The 20,149-nt window shown below is 40.8% G+C and carries 19 protein-coding genes; 10 read left to right on the top strand and 9 right to left on the bottom strand.

Features of this window, described 5'->3' with window-relative positions; genetic code table 11:
* Positions 1-226: 226 nt before the first annotated feature.
* Positions 227-1,120 (top strand): hypothetical protein, encoded by an 894-nt coding sequence (locus FZF08_RS30895; protein WP_159478616.1) that lies wholly within the window; start codon positions 227-229, stop codon positions 1,118-1,120.
* 117 nt (positions 1,121-1,237) lie between these two features.
* A complete protein-coding gene (gene cobN, locus FZF08_RS30890; RefSeq protein ID WP_159478613.1) occupies positions 1,238-5,530 on the top strand; it encodes a cobaltochelatase subunit CobN in 4,293 nt (1,430 codons plus the stop codon).
* A gap of 55 nt (positions 5,531-5,585) precedes the next feature.
* Here the strand turns inward: cobN and FZF08_RS30885 are convergent, their stop codons facing one another.
* From FZF08_RS30885 to FZF08_RS30865, 5 genes are all read right to left on the bottom strand, one after another.
* Positions 5,586-6,200, bottom strand: coding sequence for a hypothetical protein (locus FZF08_RS30885; protein WP_159478610.1), 615 nt, complete (start codon positions 6,198-6,200; stop codon positions 5,586-5,588).
* Between the two features lie 35 nt (positions 6,201-6,235).
* Positions 6,236-8,059 (bottom strand): P-loop NTPase fold protein, encoded by a 1,824-nt coding sequence (locus FZF08_RS30880; protein WP_159478607.1) that lies wholly within the window; start codon positions 8,057-8,059, stop codon positions 6,236-6,238.
* Positions 8,060-8,079: 20 nt separating this feature from the next.
* A complete protein-coding gene (locus tag FZF08_RS30875) occupies positions 8,080-8,922 on the bottom strand; it encodes a P-loop NTPase fold protein (RefSeq protein WP_159478604.1) in 843 nt (280 codons plus the stop codon).
* 419 nt (positions 8,923-9,341) lie between these two features.
* Positions 9,342-9,719, bottom strand: coding sequence for a type II toxin-antitoxin system HigA family antitoxin (locus FZF08_RS30870; RefSeq protein WP_159478601.1), 378 nt, complete (start codon positions 9,717-9,719; stop codon positions 9,342-9,344).
* A 153-nt stretch (positions 9,720-9,872) separates the two neighbouring features.
* On the bottom strand, positions 9,873-10,184 hold the full coding sequence (locus FZF08_RS30865; protein ID WP_159478598.1) for a helix-turn-helix domain-containing protein: 312 nt from the start codon (positions 10,182-10,184) through the stop codon (positions 9,873-9,875).
* Positions 10,185-10,259: 75 nt separating this feature from the next.
* Here FZF08_RS30865 and FZF08_RS30860 point away from each other — a divergent pair, with 75 nt between their 5' ends.
* The 4 genes from FZF08_RS30860 (at position 10,260) to FZF08_RS30845 (ending at position 13,720) form a co-directional block, all read left to right on the top strand.
* Complete coding sequence (locus FZF08_RS30860) at positions 10,260-11,183, top strand: DsbA family protein (protein ID WP_159478595.1); 924 nt, start codon at positions 10,260-10,262, stop codon at positions 11,181-11,183.
* A 349-nt stretch (positions 11,184-11,532) separates the two neighbouring features.
* Complete coding sequence (locus tag FZF08_RS30855) at positions 11,533-11,826, top strand: putative quinol monooxygenase (RefSeq protein ID WP_159478592.1); 294 nt, start codon at positions 11,533-11,535, stop codon at positions 11,824-11,826.
* Between the two features lie 424 nt (positions 11,827-12,250).
* On the top strand, positions 12,251-12,859 hold the full coding sequence (locus FZF08_RS30850) for a type VI secretion system tube protein Hcp (protein WP_159478589.1): 609 nt from the start codon (positions 12,251-12,253) through the stop codon (positions 12,857-12,859).
* Positions 12,860-12,868: 9 nt separating this feature from the next.
* Complete coding sequence (locus FZF08_RS30845) at positions 12,869-13,720, top strand: T9SS type A sorting domain-containing protein (protein ID WP_159478586.1); 852 nt, start codon at positions 12,869-12,871, stop codon at positions 13,718-13,720.
* 78 nt (positions 13,721-13,798) lie between these two features.
* On the opposite strand, the gene FZF08_RS30840 is transcribed toward FZF08_RS30845, so the two are convergent.
* The 3 genes from FZF08_RS30840 to FZF08_RS30830 are packed head-to-tail and all read right to left on the bottom strand — an operon-like array spanning position 13,799 to position 16,277.
* A complete protein-coding gene (locus FZF08_RS30840) occupies positions 13,799-14,527 on the bottom strand; it encodes a hypothetical protein (RefSeq protein ID WP_229216776.1) in 729 nt (242 codons plus the stop codon).
* A 59-nt stretch (positions 14,528-14,586) separates the two neighbouring features.
* Positions 14,587-15,408, bottom strand: coding sequence for a Crp/Fnr family transcriptional regulator (locus FZF08_RS30835; RefSeq protein ID WP_229216775.1), 822 nt, complete (start codon positions 15,406-15,408; stop codon positions 14,587-14,589).
* On the bottom strand, positions 15,405-16,277 hold the full coding sequence (locus FZF08_RS30830; RefSeq protein WP_159478583.1) for a DUF1080 domain-containing protein: 873 nt from the start codon (positions 16,275-16,277) through the stop codon (positions 15,405-15,407). Before FZF08_RS30830 ends, FZF08_RS30835 begins: the two co-directional genes overlap by 4 nt.
* Before the next feature lie 121 nt (positions 16,278-16,398).
* Here FZF08_RS30830 and FZF08_RS30825 point away from each other — a divergent pair, with 121 nt between their 5' ends.
* From FZF08_RS30825 to FZF08_RS30815, 3 genes are all read left to right on the top strand, one after another.
* Positions 16,399-17,247, top strand: a complete 849-nt coding sequence (locus tag FZF08_RS30825) for an AraC family transcriptional regulator (protein ID WP_159478580.1) — start codon at positions 16,399-16,401, stop codon at positions 17,245-17,247.
* A gap of 118 nt (positions 17,248-17,365) precedes the next feature.
* Positions 17,366-17,698, top strand: coding sequence for a YegP family protein (locus tag FZF08_RS30820; RefSeq protein ID WP_159478577.1), 333 nt, complete (start codon positions 17,366-17,368; stop codon positions 17,696-17,698).
* A gap of 262 nt (positions 17,699-17,960) precedes the next feature.
* Positions 17,961-18,728 (top strand): hypothetical protein, encoded by a 768-nt coding sequence (locus FZF08_RS30815; protein ID WP_159478574.1) that lies wholly within the window; start codon positions 17,961-17,963, stop codon positions 18,726-18,728.
* 84 nt (positions 18,729-18,812) lie between these two features.
* Here FZF08_RS30815 and FZF08_RS30810 read toward each other — a convergent pair whose 3' ends face one another.
* Entirely contained in the window at positions 18,813-19,379 is a 567-nt protein-coding gene (locus tag FZF08_RS30810; RefSeq protein WP_159478571.1) for a cupin domain-containing protein, read from the bottom strand.
* A gap of 432 nt (positions 19,380-19,811) precedes the next feature.
* Here FZF08_RS30810 and FZF08_RS30805 point away from each other — a divergent pair, with 432 nt between their 5' ends.
* Positions 19,812-20,048, top strand: a complete 237-nt coding sequence (locus FZF08_RS30805; protein ID WP_159478568.1) for an amidase family protein — start codon at positions 19,812-19,814, stop codon at positions 20,046-20,048.
* Positions 20,049-20,149: the final 101 nt, after the last annotated feature.

Raw genomic sequence — 20,149 nt, 5'->3', positions numbered from 1 at the left:
ATTCCTTTCGACCAAGACGAATACAGAGAAAAATACAGATTGGCTAAAATTGCAAATTTAGAAAGGGCACTAAAAAGGCTTATGGCTGAGGCAGCATGAAGAAGTTATATAGTAGCAGGTAAGGAAAGGGCAAAGAACGCTAAGCTTTCTCTTTGCGAACTTTGCCCTTTCCTTTTTTGCTTTGCATGCAAGAAGAGACATAACACACACAACTTAAAATCTATAAATGAAAAAAGACGACACACTATGGAAAGGCATTTTAGAAAATATCTGTGATGATTTCTTGCGTTTCTTCTTCGAAGACGCGGAAAAGCTTTTCGACCTGGAAAGAGGTTTTCAATTTTTAGATAAAGAACTTGAACAGCTCTTCCCGACCGAAGAAATTGAACCGCCCAAATTTGTTGATAAGCTTGTAAAGGTTTTCACAAAAACCGGAGAAGAAGACTGGATTCTGGTCCATATTGAAGTGCAGGGATATGATGACAAGGATTTTGCTAAACGGATGTTTACATACTTTTATCGTATCCTTGACAAGTATGGAAAACCAGTAACAGCCATTGCGATCTTCACAGATTCGAACAAGAAATTTCATCCCGGTGTTTATGAATATAAATATCTCGGTTCGAAAATTATTTATGAATTCAACAACTATAAAATCATTGAGCAAGATGAAACGGCACTGATTGAAAATGAAAATCCATTTTCAATCGTTGTATTAACGGTTTTACTGGCATTAAAAAAGAAAAAGCTGGATGATCAAAGTTTGTTCGATCTTAAATATTCGCTGGCCAAAAATTTGCTCCGGCGAAAGATTCCAAAGAAGAAAGTAGATGATCTGCTGATCTTTCTGCAACGTTACATAACCTTTGCAGATCAAGGATATAATGTTAAATTTGATAAAGAAATTGGAGAGCTAACCGGAAATCAAAAAAGTATGGGAATTAGAGAAATGGTACTCGATAAGGCTGAGAAGAAAGGTATTGAGAAAGGAGTTGAAAAAGCAACCGTCTCATTCATTATGAGTTTATGGGAAACGGATAATTATACTGTTTCTCAAATTGCCAGTCTGCTTAAAGTTTCTGAGGAATTTGTTCAAAACACCATTGCTTCAAAACATTAGTAACACCCTACACACCATCAACCTAAAAAGACTCCTATACGGAGTCTTTCTTTTTATTAAAAACACGCTAACGTCCACGCTAAAAGCTAACCGCTATTAGCCAACGCCTAACAACTTATGTCAGAAATTAAACGCCAACGCATCACCCGTGCAGACGGGAAATCCATCAACCTTGTACAGCGCCGGGGACATTTGTCTTATTGTTATAACGCTTGCTGTTGCGGCCGGGTAGATCGTGGTTATGCGCCCATACCGGTTGAATTGTACAAAAGTGAATGGCTGAGACGTAAAATGCGGAATGTGGTGCATATGACAAAAGGCGGTTGTCTGGGTCCGTGTACGTTGGCGAATGTCGTTACGCTTTTGTTTGACGGGAATTCTGTCTGGTTTCATTCGGTGAATAGCGACTGGCAGATTATTGCTATTTTTGATTACATCGACACCATGATCACGGCGGATCGGTTTCTGGTTCCGCCTGCGGAATTGTCTGAAAATGTATTTCAATTTTATACCTGGAAAGGCTCCGAAGCTTCGACAAAAATTGGCCAGACACCGTTGCCGACGGAAGGAATTGTTTTCCTTACTCATGCCGATACAGATTTACTGACACTTCACCGAACCATTCAGGATTTGCCCGATGATTTTCCAAAAACATTAGGTATCAACTTAATGGCTGTAAAAAGTGAAGCGCAGATGGCGCAGTTGCTTGATGGTGAAATTGCAGCGGCACAAATTATTATTCTACGGATACTCGGTCGGCCGAGTGCTATTCCGGGGTTTAATGAGTTGATCAATCGAGCTAAAAAAAATGGACAACATCTTATTGTGGTTAGTGGAACAGGCGATTTGAATCCTGATTTTGCAGCCGCTTCCACGGTTTCACCAGCGATACTTCATGACGCCATGTTGTATTTGCAGGCAGGTGGTTATACCAATTTCACCTCGTTGCTTTATTACCTTTCGGATCATTTATTGATGACAGGCTTCGGCTCTGATGCGCCCGTTACCTTACCTGAACATGGCATTTACCATCCGGATCTGCCTGAAAACGCTGATCTTTCGGATTGGCAAAAAAGATATAACCCAAACCACCCCACTGCGGGAATCACTTTTTACCGCTCGCACTGGACGAGTGGAAATACGGCTTTCATCGACGCGATGGTTCGTGCGCTGGAAGACCGTGATGTGAATGTTTTGCCCATTTTCACGTCTTCCCTAAAAGTGACGGATCCGGTTTCCGGACAGCCGGTTGCCTTTCAGTTTTTTAATGGAGAAAAAGGGGTGCATATTGATGTTTTGGTCAATACCGTTTCGCTGGCTATTACCGATATTCAAAAGGCTGGTTCCGAAAACACGGGTGCAGAAAAAGCATTAAGTCAGCTCAATGTGCCCATTATCCAGGCCATTTCCAGTACCATGAACCGCAACGCCTGGGAATCTTCCAGTCGCGGGCTGAGTACTTTGGATACCGCCATGAATGTCGCGATTCCCGAATTTGACGGGCGCATTATTACCGTTCCGATTTCTTTCAAAGAAAAAGAAAAACAGGCAAAAGGTTATGAAGCACTGGACAACCGCATCGATCGTGTGGCTGGTATTGCCATGCGTTTTGCGCGCTTGCGTCATTTGAAAAATTCAGAAAAGAAGATTGCCTTTATCTTCACCAATTCCAATACAAAAGCCTCACAGATTGGAAATGCAGTCGGGCTGGATGCCCCGGCTTCGCTCATGCATATGCTGCATGCGATGCAATCAGAAGGATATCAGATCAAAAATCTGCCGGTTACGGGAACAGAATTGATTCATCAGTTGATTGACCGCTGTTCTTACGACCAGACTTACCTCACGCCCGAACAACTTTCCAACGCTGCGGGCCGTGTTCCGTTTCAACAATATAACCGTTGGTTTGACGAATTACCGGAAGTTTTACGTCAGAAAATGACCAAACAATGGGGACAGGCACCGGGACAAACCTATGTGCATGACGGCCATATCGCGCTCGCCGGACTTGATCTTGGCAATGCGTTTGTGGCCTTGCAGCCACCGCGTGGGTATGGGATGGATCCTGATGCGATTTATCACCAACCCGACCTTGCCCCTACGCATCATTATTATGCATTATACCGCTGGCTGCGTGATGGCTGGGGTGCCGATGCGATTGTGCACGTGGGAAAACACGGAACGCTGGAATGGCTTCCGGGCAAAGGGATCGGGTTATCGGAAAACTGTTTTCCGGATGCAATTCTGGGCGATCTGCCGCTTTTTTATCCTTTTATTATCAACGATCCTGGCGAAGGTTCACAGGCAAAACGCCGTGCCCATGCCGTGGTGGTGGATCACCTGACGCCGCCTATGACGTCCGCGGACAGTTATGGCGAACTCGCGCAGCTGACGCAATTGGTTGACGAATATTATCAGGTGGAAATGCTCGATCCGTCGAAATTGCCTTTGCTGCAACGTCAGATCTGGGATTTGATCAAACAGACTAATCTGGATGCAGATCTGGGTGCGATGCTGAGCCGCGATCATGGCGACCACAAGCACGACTGGGACGATGATATGACGCCCGAAGGTGTACCGGCGAGTTTGGCGGAGATGGATGGAAAGGATATTGCCCACCTGATCGAGGATATCGACGGGTATTTGTGTGAGCTCGGCGCGGCGCAGATCCGTAACGGTTTGCATACGCTCGGACAAATGCCGGAAGGTGATGCGCTGGTGGATATGCTGCAATCGCTGACCCGGCTTCCCAATGCCACCGTGCCCGGTTTGCAATCCGAAATGGCGTCAATTTTTAACTTTGAAATAGACGATCTTTTAAGCAAAAAAGGTCAGAAAATAGACCATGTTCCGGCGAATTTTTTATCGCTGGCTGGCCGTCCGGTTGTTACTGCGGCGGATGCGCTGGAAATTATGGATGAGCTGAGCAATCATTTGTTCCGCGTTTTGATGCAGCATCGTTTTCATCCGCAAGCCATCGATCAGGTATTGTATGAAACGCTGGATATGTCCCCTGCCGCTCCCGGTTTGGCCGGAATCCGGTTGGTACTGGAATTTGTCTGCAAACAACTGGTACCCAATCTGGCGCGGACGGATGAAGAAATTACCAATCTCATGCACGGACTTTCCGGCGGGTATATTCCTGCCGGTCCGAGTGGTGCGCCTACGCGGGGTATGGCCCATATTTTACCGACAGGCCGGAATTTTTATGCCGTCGATCCGCGCGCGTTGCCTTCCAAAGCGGCCTGGCAAGTGGGCCAGCAGCTTGCACGGGAAGTTTTGGAACGCCACATGAAAGAAACGGGCCGGTACCCGGAAAGTGTCGGGATCAGTATCTGGGGCACTTCGGCGATGCGTACCCATGGCGACGATGCGGCGGAAGTGCTGGCTTTGCTGGGCGTCCGGCCGGTTTGGCAGCTTGAAAGTCGCCGCATTACCGGCGTGGAAATTATTTCGCTGGAAGAACTGGGCCGTCCGCGTATTGACGTCACCAGCCGGATCAGCGGATTTTTCCGTGATGCTTTCCCGCATCTGATCGAATTGCTGGACGAAGCCGTGCAGCTGGTGATTGCGCTGGATGAACCGCTCGACCAGAATTTTGTCCGCAAACATTACCTGAAAGATCTGGCGGAACTACAAAAAGATAACGAATTATCGATTGAAGATGCCGAGGAACGGGCCAGTTACCGGATTTTCGGGGCGGCTCCTGGGGCTTATGGTGCGGGGATTTTGCCTTTGATCAATGAAAAAAACTGGCATGCCGATGCAGACTTTGCGCAGGCGTATGTCAACTGGGGCGGTTATGCCTATACGAAGAACGCGCAGGGTGTGGATGCCCGCAGTGAATTTCAGCAATGTCTTTCCGGCGTGGAGGTGGCGCTCCACAACCAGGACAACCGCGAACATGATATTTTCGACAGCGACGATTATCTGCAATTCCATGGCGGCATGATTGCGACCATACGCAGCCTTACCGGACAGCAGCCAAAACATTATTTCGGCGACTCGCAAAACCCGGCAAAACCGGTGGTGCGCGACCTGAAAGAGGAAACGTTACGTGTTTTCCGTTCAAGGGTTGTGAACCCGAAATGGCTGGAAAGTATCAAAAAACACGGTTACAAAGGCGGCTTGGAACTAACGGCCACGGTTGATTACCTCTTCGGATATGATGCCACGGCGCAGGTGCTAGACGACTGGATGTACGAAAAAGTGGCAGAAACCTACGCCCTGGACGCCAACATGCAGCAGTTTTTCGCTGAAAGCAACCCATGGGCCCTGAACGCCATCGCCGAAAGATTACTCGAAGCCGCACAAAGAGGGATGTGGAAAGAGCCTTCCGCTGACGTTTTTCAGGGGTTGAAGGAGGTTTATTTGAGGAGTGAGGGGTTGCTGGAGGTGAGGGGGGAGTGAGGAAATCGATACAAAAATCGAATATATTCCCCTATAGGACCGACTTTTGATTTCATTATCTGTAACTACCCATAAGCTCAATGTATTTAGCTCCTTTACAATAAAAACATATACCTCCATAAACATGTTTAAATTCATCAAAATGACCTTCTCCGTTGCATCTTGGACATTCTGTCAAGTCTAGTTTAATCAATTTTCTTTCATCTTCATAAAACGGCACTTTATTATTCTTATGAAAATCGGTATGGCAAATATTACATAATGTCGTTAAATCTTCAACATGATAGTTCCATGGAAGCTTGTCTAGAATGTAAAATTTATGATGAACATGCATAACTACTGCATTATCAACTTTTTTTGTAATTGGTATCGCTTTTCTATGCTTTATTGCCCTGCCTTTAAATATAAGGTCCGGTTTTCTGGAATTATATTCAATCTCATTGAGAATTATAAGTTGCGTTTTTTCCTCAGATGTTAGCTTTTGGAAATGCTGACCATAAGAATATTCCGTTGGTTCTTGTTCACAATTGGTACATTTATATTGATCTCTTCGTAATATTTTTTCTCGAAAGATTTGCCAATCAATTGTACTTAATAACTCTTCATATGATGCTTTTTGACTTTTTAATTGTTCCTTTAGAATATGGTAATAAATTTTATCCGTCTTCATATTATTCAATCTATTGAACTTAGTTATTTCGTTTTTTAACCTAATAAATAACCTAAATTATCTTTGAACACCGCTTCTTTGTACTCTTTTACGTGAAGTTGAATTTCTTCAAGTTTATCAGCATATTCTAATGAATTATATAGTTTAATCCGCATATAATACCTTCTTGCTAACTCATAATCATCAATATGCATTTTTAGAAAATCACGGTAATTTTCAATTGGCTGTTTATTCATGTCCCAAAATTGAAAAAAATTAATTATATTAGGATAAATAGAAAGTTGATTTTCTCTAACATTATAAGAATCAAAAATCCCCACGAGTAAAATTTTAGGATTTACCATAAAATAACGCTTAAAATTTTCCATCTCAATACCATCTTTTAACTTATCATATTTTAAAAAGTAGTGTAACCATTTGATAAATAATACATAAATTTCCTCTTGTAACTTTGAATCGGTCTCTTCATTTATATTTAGATTCGCAAACAACGATCTTATGCATCTTAAACAGCATTCTGGCCAAAATTCATCATAGAAAAGAATTGAAAAATTCTTCCTCATCTCATTATCAAGCTCTAACTTAAATTTTAATTTCACATCTTGCTGTTCAAAAATATTCAGCAATAATTTTGAAGTTATGTCCAAATAACTATCTTGCCTGCATAATAATAGTATTTCCGTTCGTAATACTTGTGGTAAATAAAATTTAGGTAAATGCTTTATAAACCTAATTGAATGAATTATTTCAATTTTGTCTTCCCCAGAATTGGAAAAGCCAATTAAGTACATATAAAATTTCCCAATTTTAAATTGTAAACTAAAATCAAGTTCTTCATTAGTATAATTATCGTTTGAATCCACGTTAACAATTTGTTCAAAGAAATTCTCTAAACCAGAAAGTCCATTGGTTTTTGCCTCTAATAATGCATTTATTGATATATCACCAAAAAGATCATGATTAAAATATTTCTTATGATTATCAATAAATATTAGTGAATTACGATTTTTATTAGCTGGAATTTTTGAAAGTACCTGACCTGTGGTCTCGGGGGTTTTATAGATTTTAGTAACTATTTTTGCCAGAAGTTGAGAATCATTATTCCTTTTTAGATATTCAGTAAAAGTTTGGTCATCTAGTTTCCATTTCCCTCTATCTACGTCATCAAACACTATAAATCTACCCTTCGATAACTGCAAATAAAAATGAGTAAATTTTAGTTTTAACAATTCAAGTAAAATTAAATCCAGCATGTCAAGTTCTCCAATGAACAATTTATAGGTCATGGTGAAGCTATTTAAGAACCTTTTTATATCCCGAATATTTGTTAGTGATTCTTCTAATATTCCTGGCCTATCGTAAGAGCTTATTCCTGGAATGCCATTTACAATGTCAGGCTGGAAGGATATTTTGCTTAGTGCTTCCTTGAAGTTCTCTGAAAATTTAGGGGGAAGACCTAAATTCTTATTAATTTCTAATAATGTATCTAATTCCTTTTCTAATAAAAGCTTGATTGTGTCAAACATTATTGGAGAAAGAACAAATTGAAGCTGAAATATTTTTTCAAGATATTTATCAACATTTAACAAATTATTCTGACTGTTTAGTGAGGATTTGATATAATCCAAATCCATAGCAACAAGAAAAATAGTGTTTTGAAAATCAGCGGTATTACGGATTAGATTCAATACATCTAATATTTCTTCTGGCGACACTCTATCCAAATCGTCAATAAATACAATAATTTTTTTCCCAATTAAACGGAGCGAGCGATTAATATCGCCCTTTTGTTGTGATATAGTTTTAAAACTAGGACTCGGAATAAATTTGCCTAGTACCAATTTAATCGCCTTGAGCACAAATGAATCTTCAATTGCTACTAATAAAATATTATTTGAATATTTGTGTATTTATCCGCCGTGCGGGAATCATAATTACTCAGTTCTTCTTGTAACGTTTCAAAGAAAATTCCAGTAGTTGATATATTTTGTCTTCCTAACCACGGATTAAATTTTATAACTATATTTTCATTATTCATTAATTCGTTTTCCACAAAAGATAGAAACGTAGATTTCCCGTCCCCCCATTCTCCTGTAATCGAAATGCTAATTGCATTGTCAGGGTTACTTTCCTTAATGAGATTTGTAAGTTCTTTTACTTGCTTGCTTCTAAACAATTTATCGTGTTTAAAATCAACATGAATAGAATCTTCTATAATACGTTTGTGTGTTACGTGTATGTTTTTTGCATTCGATTTGTAACTCCACAAGCTCATGCAAACGGTTAATAATAGAATATCTAGTAAGTAAAAGTCGGAAATATTGAAGAAGCTAAAAAGTAAAATCTCTTGATCGTTTCTTACCGTTATATAATATATTGCTCCTACTACTGCTGTTAAAATAATTGATTTTCCTGTGAGACGCTTTGGATGCTTTGCATCAAATATCTCTTTGTATACTAAACTGCATGTATATATTAGAATAACTAGACATAGAATTGACCGGTTGTAAAAAAATTCTTGGTTCGATATATTATTAAACAAAAAATCAGAAAACTGGATTAAATGAGGCTGTAAAGAGCAATACATTATCCAAAAAATACATCCTAAGATTATGGCAGGGATTACCTCTTTTGTTGTGACGTATATTTCTTTTGCAACACCTTTTAAAAATTCAGGTAAATTTAAGCTGGTAACAAAACAGGCAAAGATAATTTTGATCATTTTGAAGTTCTTGGGGCTTTGATTTAAAATTACACCCGTCAGTAAATCTACTTAACTTATATAAATGTATTACCAAACTTATTAATAGCTCCAAGAAAGATTATTTGTCTTCATGCTAGTCAAAATCAAATCTCCCATTGTACGTCATGTTCTTCTGAGTACTGCGTACTCTATATTAATTACCGTTCGAAACGGACTTTAAAGTAATTGGGAAGATTCTTCGCTATAAAGTTACAATGGGTAAACTATCTGAATTCGTTGTTTGTAAACTAAAAATAACTCAGTGAACTATATTGTTCAGCTATAAAAAAAGGGAAACCTAACGGAATCCCGGATGACTCCTACTAGCAGTTCGAGACTGAGTTCAGAATACATTGCAAATGTAACCAATATCACTGATAATCTTACTGGCTATACTCCTACCCAACCAACTCATACTCCTTAATCAAAGCATCCGCAGGAATATGCAGCAATTTGCTGAATTTACGGATCATGGTTAGCGAAAGTGCCTGTTTGTAGTTCAGCACTTTGCTGATTGTTCCCTTGTCGCCGTATTCATTGGCGAGGTCTGCGGATTTATAACCAAAATCCGCCATTCTGATTTTGATTAATTCAATGGGATCAACATCCGGCAAGTTGCGGTTTTCCTTTTCATACTCTGAAATGAGATGTACCAAAAGGATCTTTTCCTTGTGATCAGCAGAATTTTTTGAAGCTCGTTTTACTTGTTCATACCGGGCAAGAGCGCTTTCGTACTCCTGCTCTGTTTCTATCAAAAACCATTGTGGCTGTGTCATTTCCTTATTTTTTTAATCCTATTCCTAATTCTGCTAAATAGTTGGCAAATAACCAACTATCTAGCAGAATAGTTTTCCTTACAAAAAGAAAATAGATATCAGATTATTTAAAACCTCTTCGCCAGCATAACACACCCGCAAATATCAACCACCCTACCCAAAACTTTCCAGCTGCTGAAAAACAGGAATGAGCGACTGCCCTTTTTCGGTAAGTATATATTCAATGTGCAAAGGTTTTTGCCTGATCACATTTTTTTGCAGCAGTCCGGCGGCTTCAAGCTCTTTCAGGGCAACGGCCAGGGTTTGTTTATTGACGCCTTCAATCTGGCGAAGCAAACTGCTGAAACGCAGCGTACCGTCAACAGCCAGACGAAATATTTCTGGCTTCCATTTCCCGGAAAGCGACTTTAAAAGTGCTTGTGCGGGACAAGTTTCATTCGTAGGCAGTTCGTTTTTAGTAGTCATAAATATCTGACTTATTGCGCACACAAGATTAAGTCCTCAACTTTACCCAAAGATAAAGCCTCAAAACAAAATGTGATGCAAGAACAAACAAATCCTTTACTGTGTGACATTGAAAGCGGTCTTTGCGAAGTTGCCGTTGATCAAAAAGACACCACAGCCCTTGAAACACCTCAGGCAATTGAAAAGCCTTTGCGCATATTGTATTTTACAGACCCGATTTGTTCTTCTTGCTGGGGAATTGAACCGCAATGGCGAAAGCTGAAACTGGCATACGGAAATGATCTTGAAATTGAATATAAAATGGGCGGTTTGCTCAAAGACTGGAGTTATAACAGTGGCCAGATCAGCAAACCGTCGGACGTAGCCGGGCATTGGGACGAAGTAAGTGTGCATTACGATATGCCCATAGACGGCGATATCTGGCTGGAAGATCCGCTCCATTCCTCCTATCCACCATCGATTGCATTCAAGGCGGCTCAGATGCAAAACAAGGATAAGGCCATTTTATTTCTTCGTGAGATCAGGGAAATGGTCTTTTTGCAAAAGAAAAATATTACCAAATGGGAATATCTGGAAGCGGCTGCAAAAAAAGTCGGGCTAAACATTTTAGAATTTAAAACCGATTACGAAGGCAAAGCCAAGGAATTATTTGAGGAGGATGTACAGATTGGAAAAGATTCAGGTGTCAGAGGATTTCCAACCATGATTTTTACCAATATGGCAGGAGAACAGGAATTCGTATATGGTTCGAAAACATATAATTTCCTGGAAAGTGTGGTTCTCAAACTTTATCCGGAAGCCACAAAATCGCCATATAACAAAGACTGGAATTCCATATTTTTGAAATACAATTCCTTGACAGTGAACGAATATGCACAAACAACAGACACGAAAAGGACGGATAGTGAGAAGCTATTAAACGATTTGACGGCACAGGGAAAGCTGGAAAAATTAACTACTAAAAACGGAGCGATGTGGACAGTAAAGAATATCCATTAAGTTAGCTTTTGGCTATTACCGTTTAACTCGGTAACCGGATGATTGATAAGCCATTGCAAAATCAATATTATTGACTAATTTTTGCTCCACTTATTTGAGTAATTGCTGGGTTCTGAAAATTGAAAATATGGAACAAAACCAACTGACCGACGAGGAAATACTGAAAGAGAAAAAAAAGGCAAAAAACAATAAATTGATCAATGCACTCCTTATTGGCATCTGTATAGGTATTTCCGTGTACAGTGCGGTGAAAAATGGTTTCGGCTTTTTTACATTTTTTCCATTGATTTTGGCTTATTTGCTGTTTCATAAGAGAGAAAAAATCAAACTTTTATAAGTCAGAAATTCCATGCAAATTAATTTAACAGTCGTTTTTAAAAGTAAACCTGAACATATCGAAGAAGTACGCGCCATGCTTTTGAACCTGGTTGAAAAATCAAGAGAAGAAAAAGCCTGTCTGCAATATGATTTGCACCACGGTACAAAAAACCCCGAGATTTTCATTTTCCACGAAATATGGGAAAGTCAGGAAGGTCTGGACCTGCATGATCAGCAGCCTTACATAAAAAAGCTTGTTGCAGAAATTCCGGCTTTAATTCAGGAACCAGCCGGGATTTATCATACGGAATTGTTGAATTTGTAAAAAGAGAGAGTAATAAACTCCGGTATATCGCGGTATGCCGGAGTGTTAATTTGCTGCCATATTATGCTTTTTCCGAATCTTCGGAATCAAAACCAAACTCACTCTCCAACCATCACCCTATTCCGATCCACCCACCAGGCCAACCCCAGCACAATCAGCTGCAAAACAACAAACGACACAAACAAAACCATAATATTATCTTCCGGTGGAGGACCGAACAGGTTGTAGGCGTTGGCAAGGATGAAAAAGCCGGTCATGATCCACAATCCACCGCTTGCGTCTCACACGCTTAAAACACAGCTAATAATCAGTAATTTAAATCCTATTTTAATGTAAATAGTTGGGTGGTATGTTTACTTTTGGTAACTGTTATGATTTCGACAGGAAACTTCAACCATTTTTAAAAATCTCCCAGCTTTACAGTATGAAAAAAATTTACATTGCCCTTGCGGGATTGCTATTTACCGTTTTGTTTACCGGGACCGTTATGGCCCAAAAGATGTTTATTAAATGTATTGATAGCAAGAATAATGAACTAACCACGAATGCTAGTCCGTTTGCAGACAAGGCCACCGATGATGGAAGAACCGTGACACTAAAAAATTACATGGAGGTAAGCAGTATCCAATTCGGTAGTGATCAGAATATTACTAGCGGACCTACGGGAATTACTGCCGGGAAAATAACATTCGGCGATTTTTCGTTCACTACATTTACTAATCTTGCTTCCACAAAATTGCTGCAAAATCAGGTAAGCGGATCTAGATTGAAGACGGTTGAATTGATTATTCTGGGGTCGGATCAGAATAATAATCTTCAGGTTAAGTATAAAATTCTACTGGGTACTGCAGGAATCAAAAATTTCTCTGCCAGCGCAGCAGGAGATTGTGCAAACGGATGTGCGGGACTTAATGAAAGTTATAGTATTCTGTACGAGACCTTACAAATTTTCACTTATTCGCAACTATCTGACGGCAGAGTAACTCAGAATCCTTCCTATTTTAGCTGGGATATTATCAAAAACGCCCAATAACCGATCCTCATGCCTATCCATACTATGAATGGCAACCGGTTTGTCCGGATTGTGCTTATCGTTTTTGCAAGCTGGATGGCTTTGGTGCCAGCTTCTTTCGCAGCCTCCGGTACAAAATCAACGGGGCTTCCTGATCCTCCTGTTTCAAAAACAAAACAGAAGGCCGATGAGATGCTTGCCAGAACAAGGCCCGGTTATTACACCGCGCTTTTTGTCACAAACCGAAAGGGCAGTAAAATGCCTAATGCCCGCACCCGCGCTGTTGAGGATTGCGGTTCTTCGTGCCCTTCGTCACCGCTTCCGGTAACGCTGATCAGTTTCAGTGGGAAGCGTCTTGATGCCAGACAAACCCAACTGGACTGGATCACAACCAGTGAAGTAAATAATGATTATTTTGAGATTGAACGGACGCTTAATCCAGCCACAGGATTCCAGGCTGTCGGATCTGTAAAAGGTCAGGGAAATTCGGCCGCAAACGTATCCTACCAGTTCACAGATCCCAATGCAGAAACCGTTTATACCTATTACCGCTTAAAGCAGGTTGACCTGGACGGAAGTTTTGCCTACAGCAGGATTATTGCCGTGAAGGGCTATCATCAGGAACTGACGGTTCATGCATTTCCCAACCCGGGTTCAGGCAAAGAGCTTGCTTTTATCGTGGCAGGAGATACTAATAAAGAAAGTATTTCGGTTCGTATTTATGATCAGAAGGGAAGGTCGGTGTATCAAAATACAAAATATATACTACCTGAAAATCAGCAGATATCGTTGCCAGGACTTGCTACGCAGCAAGGTTCCTATTATATTAAAATCCGCACGAAACAGCAGGAGGCAAGCAGCTCGTTTATAGTTATCAGGTAATTTTGAACGTCCTGTTTTACAGATAATATTCGCCGGTCAAAGTGCGCAGTGTACTAAAAGCACGCTGCGCACTTTGTATTAGTTCGCCTCAACCATCCTCCTATTCTTATCAACCCACCAAGCCAACCCAAGCACAATCAGCTGCAAAACAACAAAGGAAACAAACAAAACGATGATATTATCTTCTGGTGGCGGACCGAACAGGTTGTAGGCGTTGGCCAGGATGAAAAGGCCGGTCATGATCCACAGTCCCCAAGTACCTTGGGCGTTGATGGCTTTCGTGCTTTTTGAATAAATATAAACACCGCCGAAAAAGATAATACTTTCCAGTAATATGGTGATCATCTTATAATTCCATAAACCCATCCCGACTTTGAAATCACCAAAAGGCGTCAGAGGCAAATCCGCGGTATGGACCACAACGTCCAGAAACCAGTGGCTCAACACTGCAAGACCGACAATGACTGCGCTTTTGACATCCTTTTTTAAAAGCCAGTAGCCGCCGCCAACGATAAGTCCCCAGACAATTCCCATAAAAAGACTGTGCGTATAGGGATAATGGACAAACTCGAAAGGCGTCACTTCGGTGAAACCGGGTTGTATTTTTACGGTTTCAATATTCAGTATCAATAAAAACGGCCACAGGATATCTACAAATTCTACGGCTATGAAAAGCATTGGAAGGGAAACTTTGGGAGCGACTTTCTTCGCTGCAAGGGCGAGACCGTAATGTCCTAAAAACATAATTGCTGACTTGGTTTGGTATGTTACAAAAGTACCGGTCAGTGAAGCGAGGTTACTTGACAAAAATCAAGAAAATGAATTTGCCGAAAATTAGGAGTTTTTGAGAAACTGGTTTACGAAGATCAGGACAATTGCTTTCTCCGGATACGGCTGATGGTTTCGGGCGTCATACCAAGCATGGAGGCGATGTATTGCAGCGGCACCTGATTAAATAATTCACGGTTTTTCTCGAATAAAAAATGATAACGCTCCTCGGCCGTCATTGAAATAAATGAAAAAATACGGTCTTCCATCATCGTGAAACAATGCGCAAGAAATAACTTTTCCGTTTCCGGCCATTTGGGAATGATATCACCTAACCTGTTATAATCCGCCCGTTCAATCACAAACATTTCCAGGTTCGTCAGTGCCTGCATATTCCACCGCGTCGGATTTTGAAACAACAGACTCGACAGATCCGCCACAAAATAACCTTTGGTCGATATCCATTGCGTCACTTCCTTGCCATCAACATCTGCATAAATTCGTAATAGCCCGGATTGGATAAAACATAGCTGATTACACTTTTTGCCCGCCTTCAGGAAATAATCGCCTTTATTCAAAGTTTTCTTTTTGAACAGTGCCGACACTTTCACAAGATCGTCCTGATCAAAGGTGAAATAGGCATGGAGGTATTGTTCGAGATCGGTCATAGTTGGCTGTCGGCTTTCGGCGGTCGGCAATCGGCTAGATACCCAAGCTGCCAGATTTATGCAAGAAACAAATTTTAGACGAAAACCGAATGCAGACGACCATGTGATTTTTGGATTAATATGACGCCGCGAACCCCGATTTGCAATCGGGGTTGTATGGCTTAGCGTTTGCAACGCTATTTCATTTAATCGCGTTACAAACGCTTGACCAGCAACGCCCCGATTGCAAATCGGGGCGAGCAACTGTTTCAAAGAAACAGCTTTTCGTATTCTTTTGGCATGGCTGCGAGCGGTTTGATGCGGATGTCTTTGTAAAAAACCTCAGCGGCTTCGCTTTGCAGCTGGATTTTGCCGCTGGTCATCGGCACTTCTTTTCCATCGGATTCAATATACCGCGAGTTTTGCAGAACCATCACCACCTGTCCGTTCACGATATGCAGACTTTTCCCGTCAACACAGATCAGTTCCAGTGTATTCCATGCTCCGGCTGGTTTTTCATAATCAACAGAGCGGAGACAAAAATAATCACCTCCCGATTTGAACACGCCAAAAGGCTGTTTTGCATCAGCAACCCTGTTCATGACACCTTCCGAAGGATACGAACGGATATCAATGGCTGAATTTGCCTGGCACCAGAAATCGCCCATATGCCCTTCCATGATCTGAAATTCTTGTGAAAGCATCCAGGAACGAAAATATTCCGCACCGGCAGGTCCAATGGAATGATACAGAATACCCGAATCACGTAACTTCTCTTTCCGCGGCTCAAACTTATCCTTTCCCCATTTCACCAGAAGTTTCAGATGGTAGTTTTTGTATACCGCACGGGAAATAAGGCAGCCATATATTTCGCCACTCACCCGAAGCACCGGTCCGCCGGGCTCATTTAATATTGAAAAAACATGCGTATCATCCTTGTTATAACCAATCGGTGCAATATCTGCACCCGAGGAATCTTTCGGTATTTTTCCATTATAGCCATTTTTATGACGATAGCTCAGGTAAGACTCCCATTGTGACAGATCTTTGTCCAAAAGAACCGTCCACTCATCGGCTTTCCTCATAGAAGAAAGTGTGAAAACGCTTATAAAAATAACAATTGAAAGGAAAATATATTTCATAGAGTAGTAATTTTGTATCAGCATAACTGGCTATGCTGATACAAAACTAACCAGACAGGGAATTTGCTTCGTTGTAAAAATCTAATATTTATCGGTATGTTTGTCACTATGCCGTCCAATTATGAAAAGATACATACTTCATACGCCTTTTAACATCTACCATTTTGAGGCGGAAAAGTGGATGCATTCGGTGCACAAGCACACGTATTTCGAGATTATTTTTATACTGAAAGGTAAGGGGATTCATAATATCAACGGGAATACTTTCAGGTATCAGGAAGGCGATGTTTTTCTTTTGGGGCCGGAAGATTTTCATGATTTTGAAATCGATAACCTGACAGAATTCTGTTTTATACGTTTTAATGAGTTGTTCAACAAAAATCAAACAACAGAAAAGAACAGCCCCTGGCAGCAGATCAGGAAGGCTTTGCTGTATACTTCGTCCCAAAGCCGCGGTTCCCTTGTGGAAGATAAACTGGAAAAACTGAAACTTCATAACCTGCTGACGATTCTGGAAGGAGAATATGAAAATCATCAATCGCAGTATTTTGAAACAATCCGGGATAGCCTGATGCAAAGTATGATGGTAATTCTCGCCCGCAATTTATTAGGACGAACCGTTACGAAACCAGCATCAAAAGACTCTGTGGAACCTATACTGTTATACGTCAGGCAGCATATTTACAATCCGGCAGAACTGACGATGGAACATCTGGCGAAGGTTTTCAACTATGCCCCTGCCTATATCAGCATCTTTTTTAAAAAACAAACCGGCGAATCTTTAAAACAATACATCGTCAAACACAAGATCAAACTCATTGAAGCGCGGCTGTTGTATAGTCAGCTGTCACTATCAGAAATTGCGGATGAGTTTGGATATACGGATGAAAGCCATTTTTGTAAACAGTTTCGGAAATATACTGGGACTACGCCTACGGAATTCAGGAAAATGGATATCGTTTCGGATTGAAGTTTTGTAATACTCCAATTATTATAAATATTCAAATTTCAAAGAAAATTTGCATTTTCTGAATCAAAACGTTTACTTACCAACGTAAAAAAAATTCTATACACAAATTCAGTTTATTATGGGCAAGTATGTGATAACCAAGCGTGCGAATGGCGAGTTTCAGTTTAATCTAAAAGCGGATAATGGTCAAGTAATTCTGGCAAGCGAAGGATATAGTACCAAAAGTTCCTGTGAAAACGGGATCGAGTCGGTAAAGAAAAATTCGCCGGATGATGCACGCTACGAGAAGAAAACTTCCAGCAACAGTAAATATTTTTTTAGCTTGAAAGCGACAAACGGCCAGATCATCGGCAGCAGTGAAATGTACGAAAGCACATCAGGTCGGGATAATGGAATTGAATCAGTCAAGAAAAATGGCCCGGGCGGATCGGTTGATGACCAGACTGTTTAAGTGCTATTTTCATTTCAATTGCGTTCAACGTCAGCTTCCTGAGCAACTATAAGATTCGGTTCGCAGGAAGCTGACTTAATAATTAATCTCTCAAAATGCTCTACACCCATTGTAAGAGCCCCCTACTATAAATCCAGCTAATTTCTTCGAGTTTTCTACACTGCCGGTGCGTTACTTTTGGACAGTAATTCCGTATGGAAATATGATCCGTTGTTAGTTCATGATATTGATTGAACAACTACAACTTAAACCATCATATGCTATGAAATTTATACTTTTTTTAAGTGCTGTCTGCTTCACAGCACTGATCTCCTGCCAGAGCAATCGGAAAGAAACAACCGACAATACACAGAGCGCCCCGGCCGAAACTAAGCCTGCCGCGATGCCTGCCGAAACTAAAACTTTTTTTGTAGTTACCTCCTGGGTAACCAAAAACCGTGAGCTCGCTATGGAACATGTGCCCAATCAGCAAAAACAGTTGGTTAAGCTTTGGAACCAGGGCATTGTAGAAAATATTTATTACAACCAGCGCGGAAAGTTCAGCGACGGTGCACCATTACCGCTTATTGCTTTTTTTATCAACGCAGCGGATGAGATCACGGCGCGTGCCACCCTGGATAGTACGGATATTGTCCGGAACAATCTTGCCAAATATACCCTGCGGCAGGTTGGCAGAAATATATTCCGCCGGAACGAGAATGCCCAGAAACTATCAGCCGGGACCACGATAGAGTCTTATGCTGTAACGTGGACACTCAATGGCAACCGGGCAACTATGGATACGACTGGTTATACGGATCAGGCCATAATGACGGCAAAGTTACAGGAAGTGGGAATTCTTGAAAATATCTATGTTGACCTCACGCCTATCAAACAAAAAACAACAGGTGCCGAGCCAGCCGTCTTTATCGTCAATGCAAAAAGTGAAAAACATGCGCATGATATACTGGATGCGATGCCGATCGTGCGGAATAAAAAAGCAAGTTACGCAATGCACGATGTTGGGCAGTTTTTTATGGGTATAAAGTAAGTTAGGTTGGATAATGCAAAAACCGGCGGAAATTCTTTCCTCCGGTTTTTTTATGCTCAAAGTTTTTTGTTCCCAATTATTCAATCAATCAACCTTCAACCCAGGCCCAACCAGCTGCATATCATTTTCATTAAATATCCTTGCCATTTCCTCTTGCGCTGGCACATGATCCAAACCGGCCATGGTTACAAAGAAATTTTCCAGCTTCCCAGCCGGTTGTAAAATAACCAGCATTTTTCCTTTTTCGGAAACCTGTGTCCAGGCGTGAGGAACTTTGCGAGGCAGAAATATACTGTCGCCCACTTTCAGGTCATACTTATCTTCTCCAACCTTAAAAATATACGAACCATCGATCACGTAAAAAATCTCGTCCTGCGATGGATGTATGTGCATCGGCGTACCTTTGCCCTGCGAGAGCGATGTTTGCTCAAAAATAGCCAGATCTCCATTCGTATCACTTCCTGAAATTTTAACATCAAGCATATTGGCGTTGACACCTTTAAGTTGAATATGTCCGTGAATTCTTCCTTCTCCGGCGGAAATTTTAAAGCCCTTTTCACTTCTCGAAAAGACTTTTGCAATGTTTTTCCATGCGATGGACGGTACTGCAAAAAGTGCCGGCAATGCTGTGATAAAGTTTACCCTTTTCATATATACATTGATTTATTTTATCTGACTAACAGTAAGTTACACACAATTTACCATTGCTATCAAAATTTAACAATAAGTTATGAAACGACCATAAAATCATAGATACAGTTAGTAAACGGAGTTTCACTTTTCATTGACTGAAACAACTTTGATAAAGCAGGTCACTATTTCATGTGTCAGGCTTACGCTTGGTTCAAGCCACGAATACACGAATGTGCACTAATAAATTTCCTGTGTTTGTTCTGATCTGTATGTTAAATAAAATATCAAATTCTTATCCCTTTCTTCAAAAAACCGTGACAAATATCAACGTCAAATTGTGTCATTTAGCTTCGTTTTCCAGGGCTGCAAGCCTCTACTTTTGCAAGGCATCTGAGAAGAAACAGATGTTTAACTTATTGAAAAACAAGAAAAAAGAAAACGCTGAATATCATGAAAAATCAATCAAACAGTAACACAGATCCGATTTATTATCAGGAAGCTACCACACTTGCAAAGCTCATCCGCCATAAAGAAATATCATCCGTCGAAGTTGTGCAAGCTCACCTTGACAGGATTACAGAAGTAAATCCAAAGATCAATGGTATCGTTACGCTAATGGGCGAACAGGCATTGATATCCGCAGCTCTCGCCGATAAAGCTGTTAACCTGAGTTCGATTTTAAAATAGAGTAATTTGATTTGTATTACTTGTTTCAAATTTGATGGCAGGCTTTTTGGGAAAGAAACAATAAGCAATCAACCCTGATATCAGGTTGGTTATAAAGTTGC

Source organism: Dyadobacter sp. 3J3 (assembly GCF_009801115.1).
GTDB lineage: Bacteria > Bacteroidota > Bacteroidia > Cytophagales > Spirosomataceae > Dyadobacter.
The sequence above is the reverse complement of the archived record's forward strand: the minus strand, read 5'-3'. Positions and strand labels throughout refer to the sequence as shown.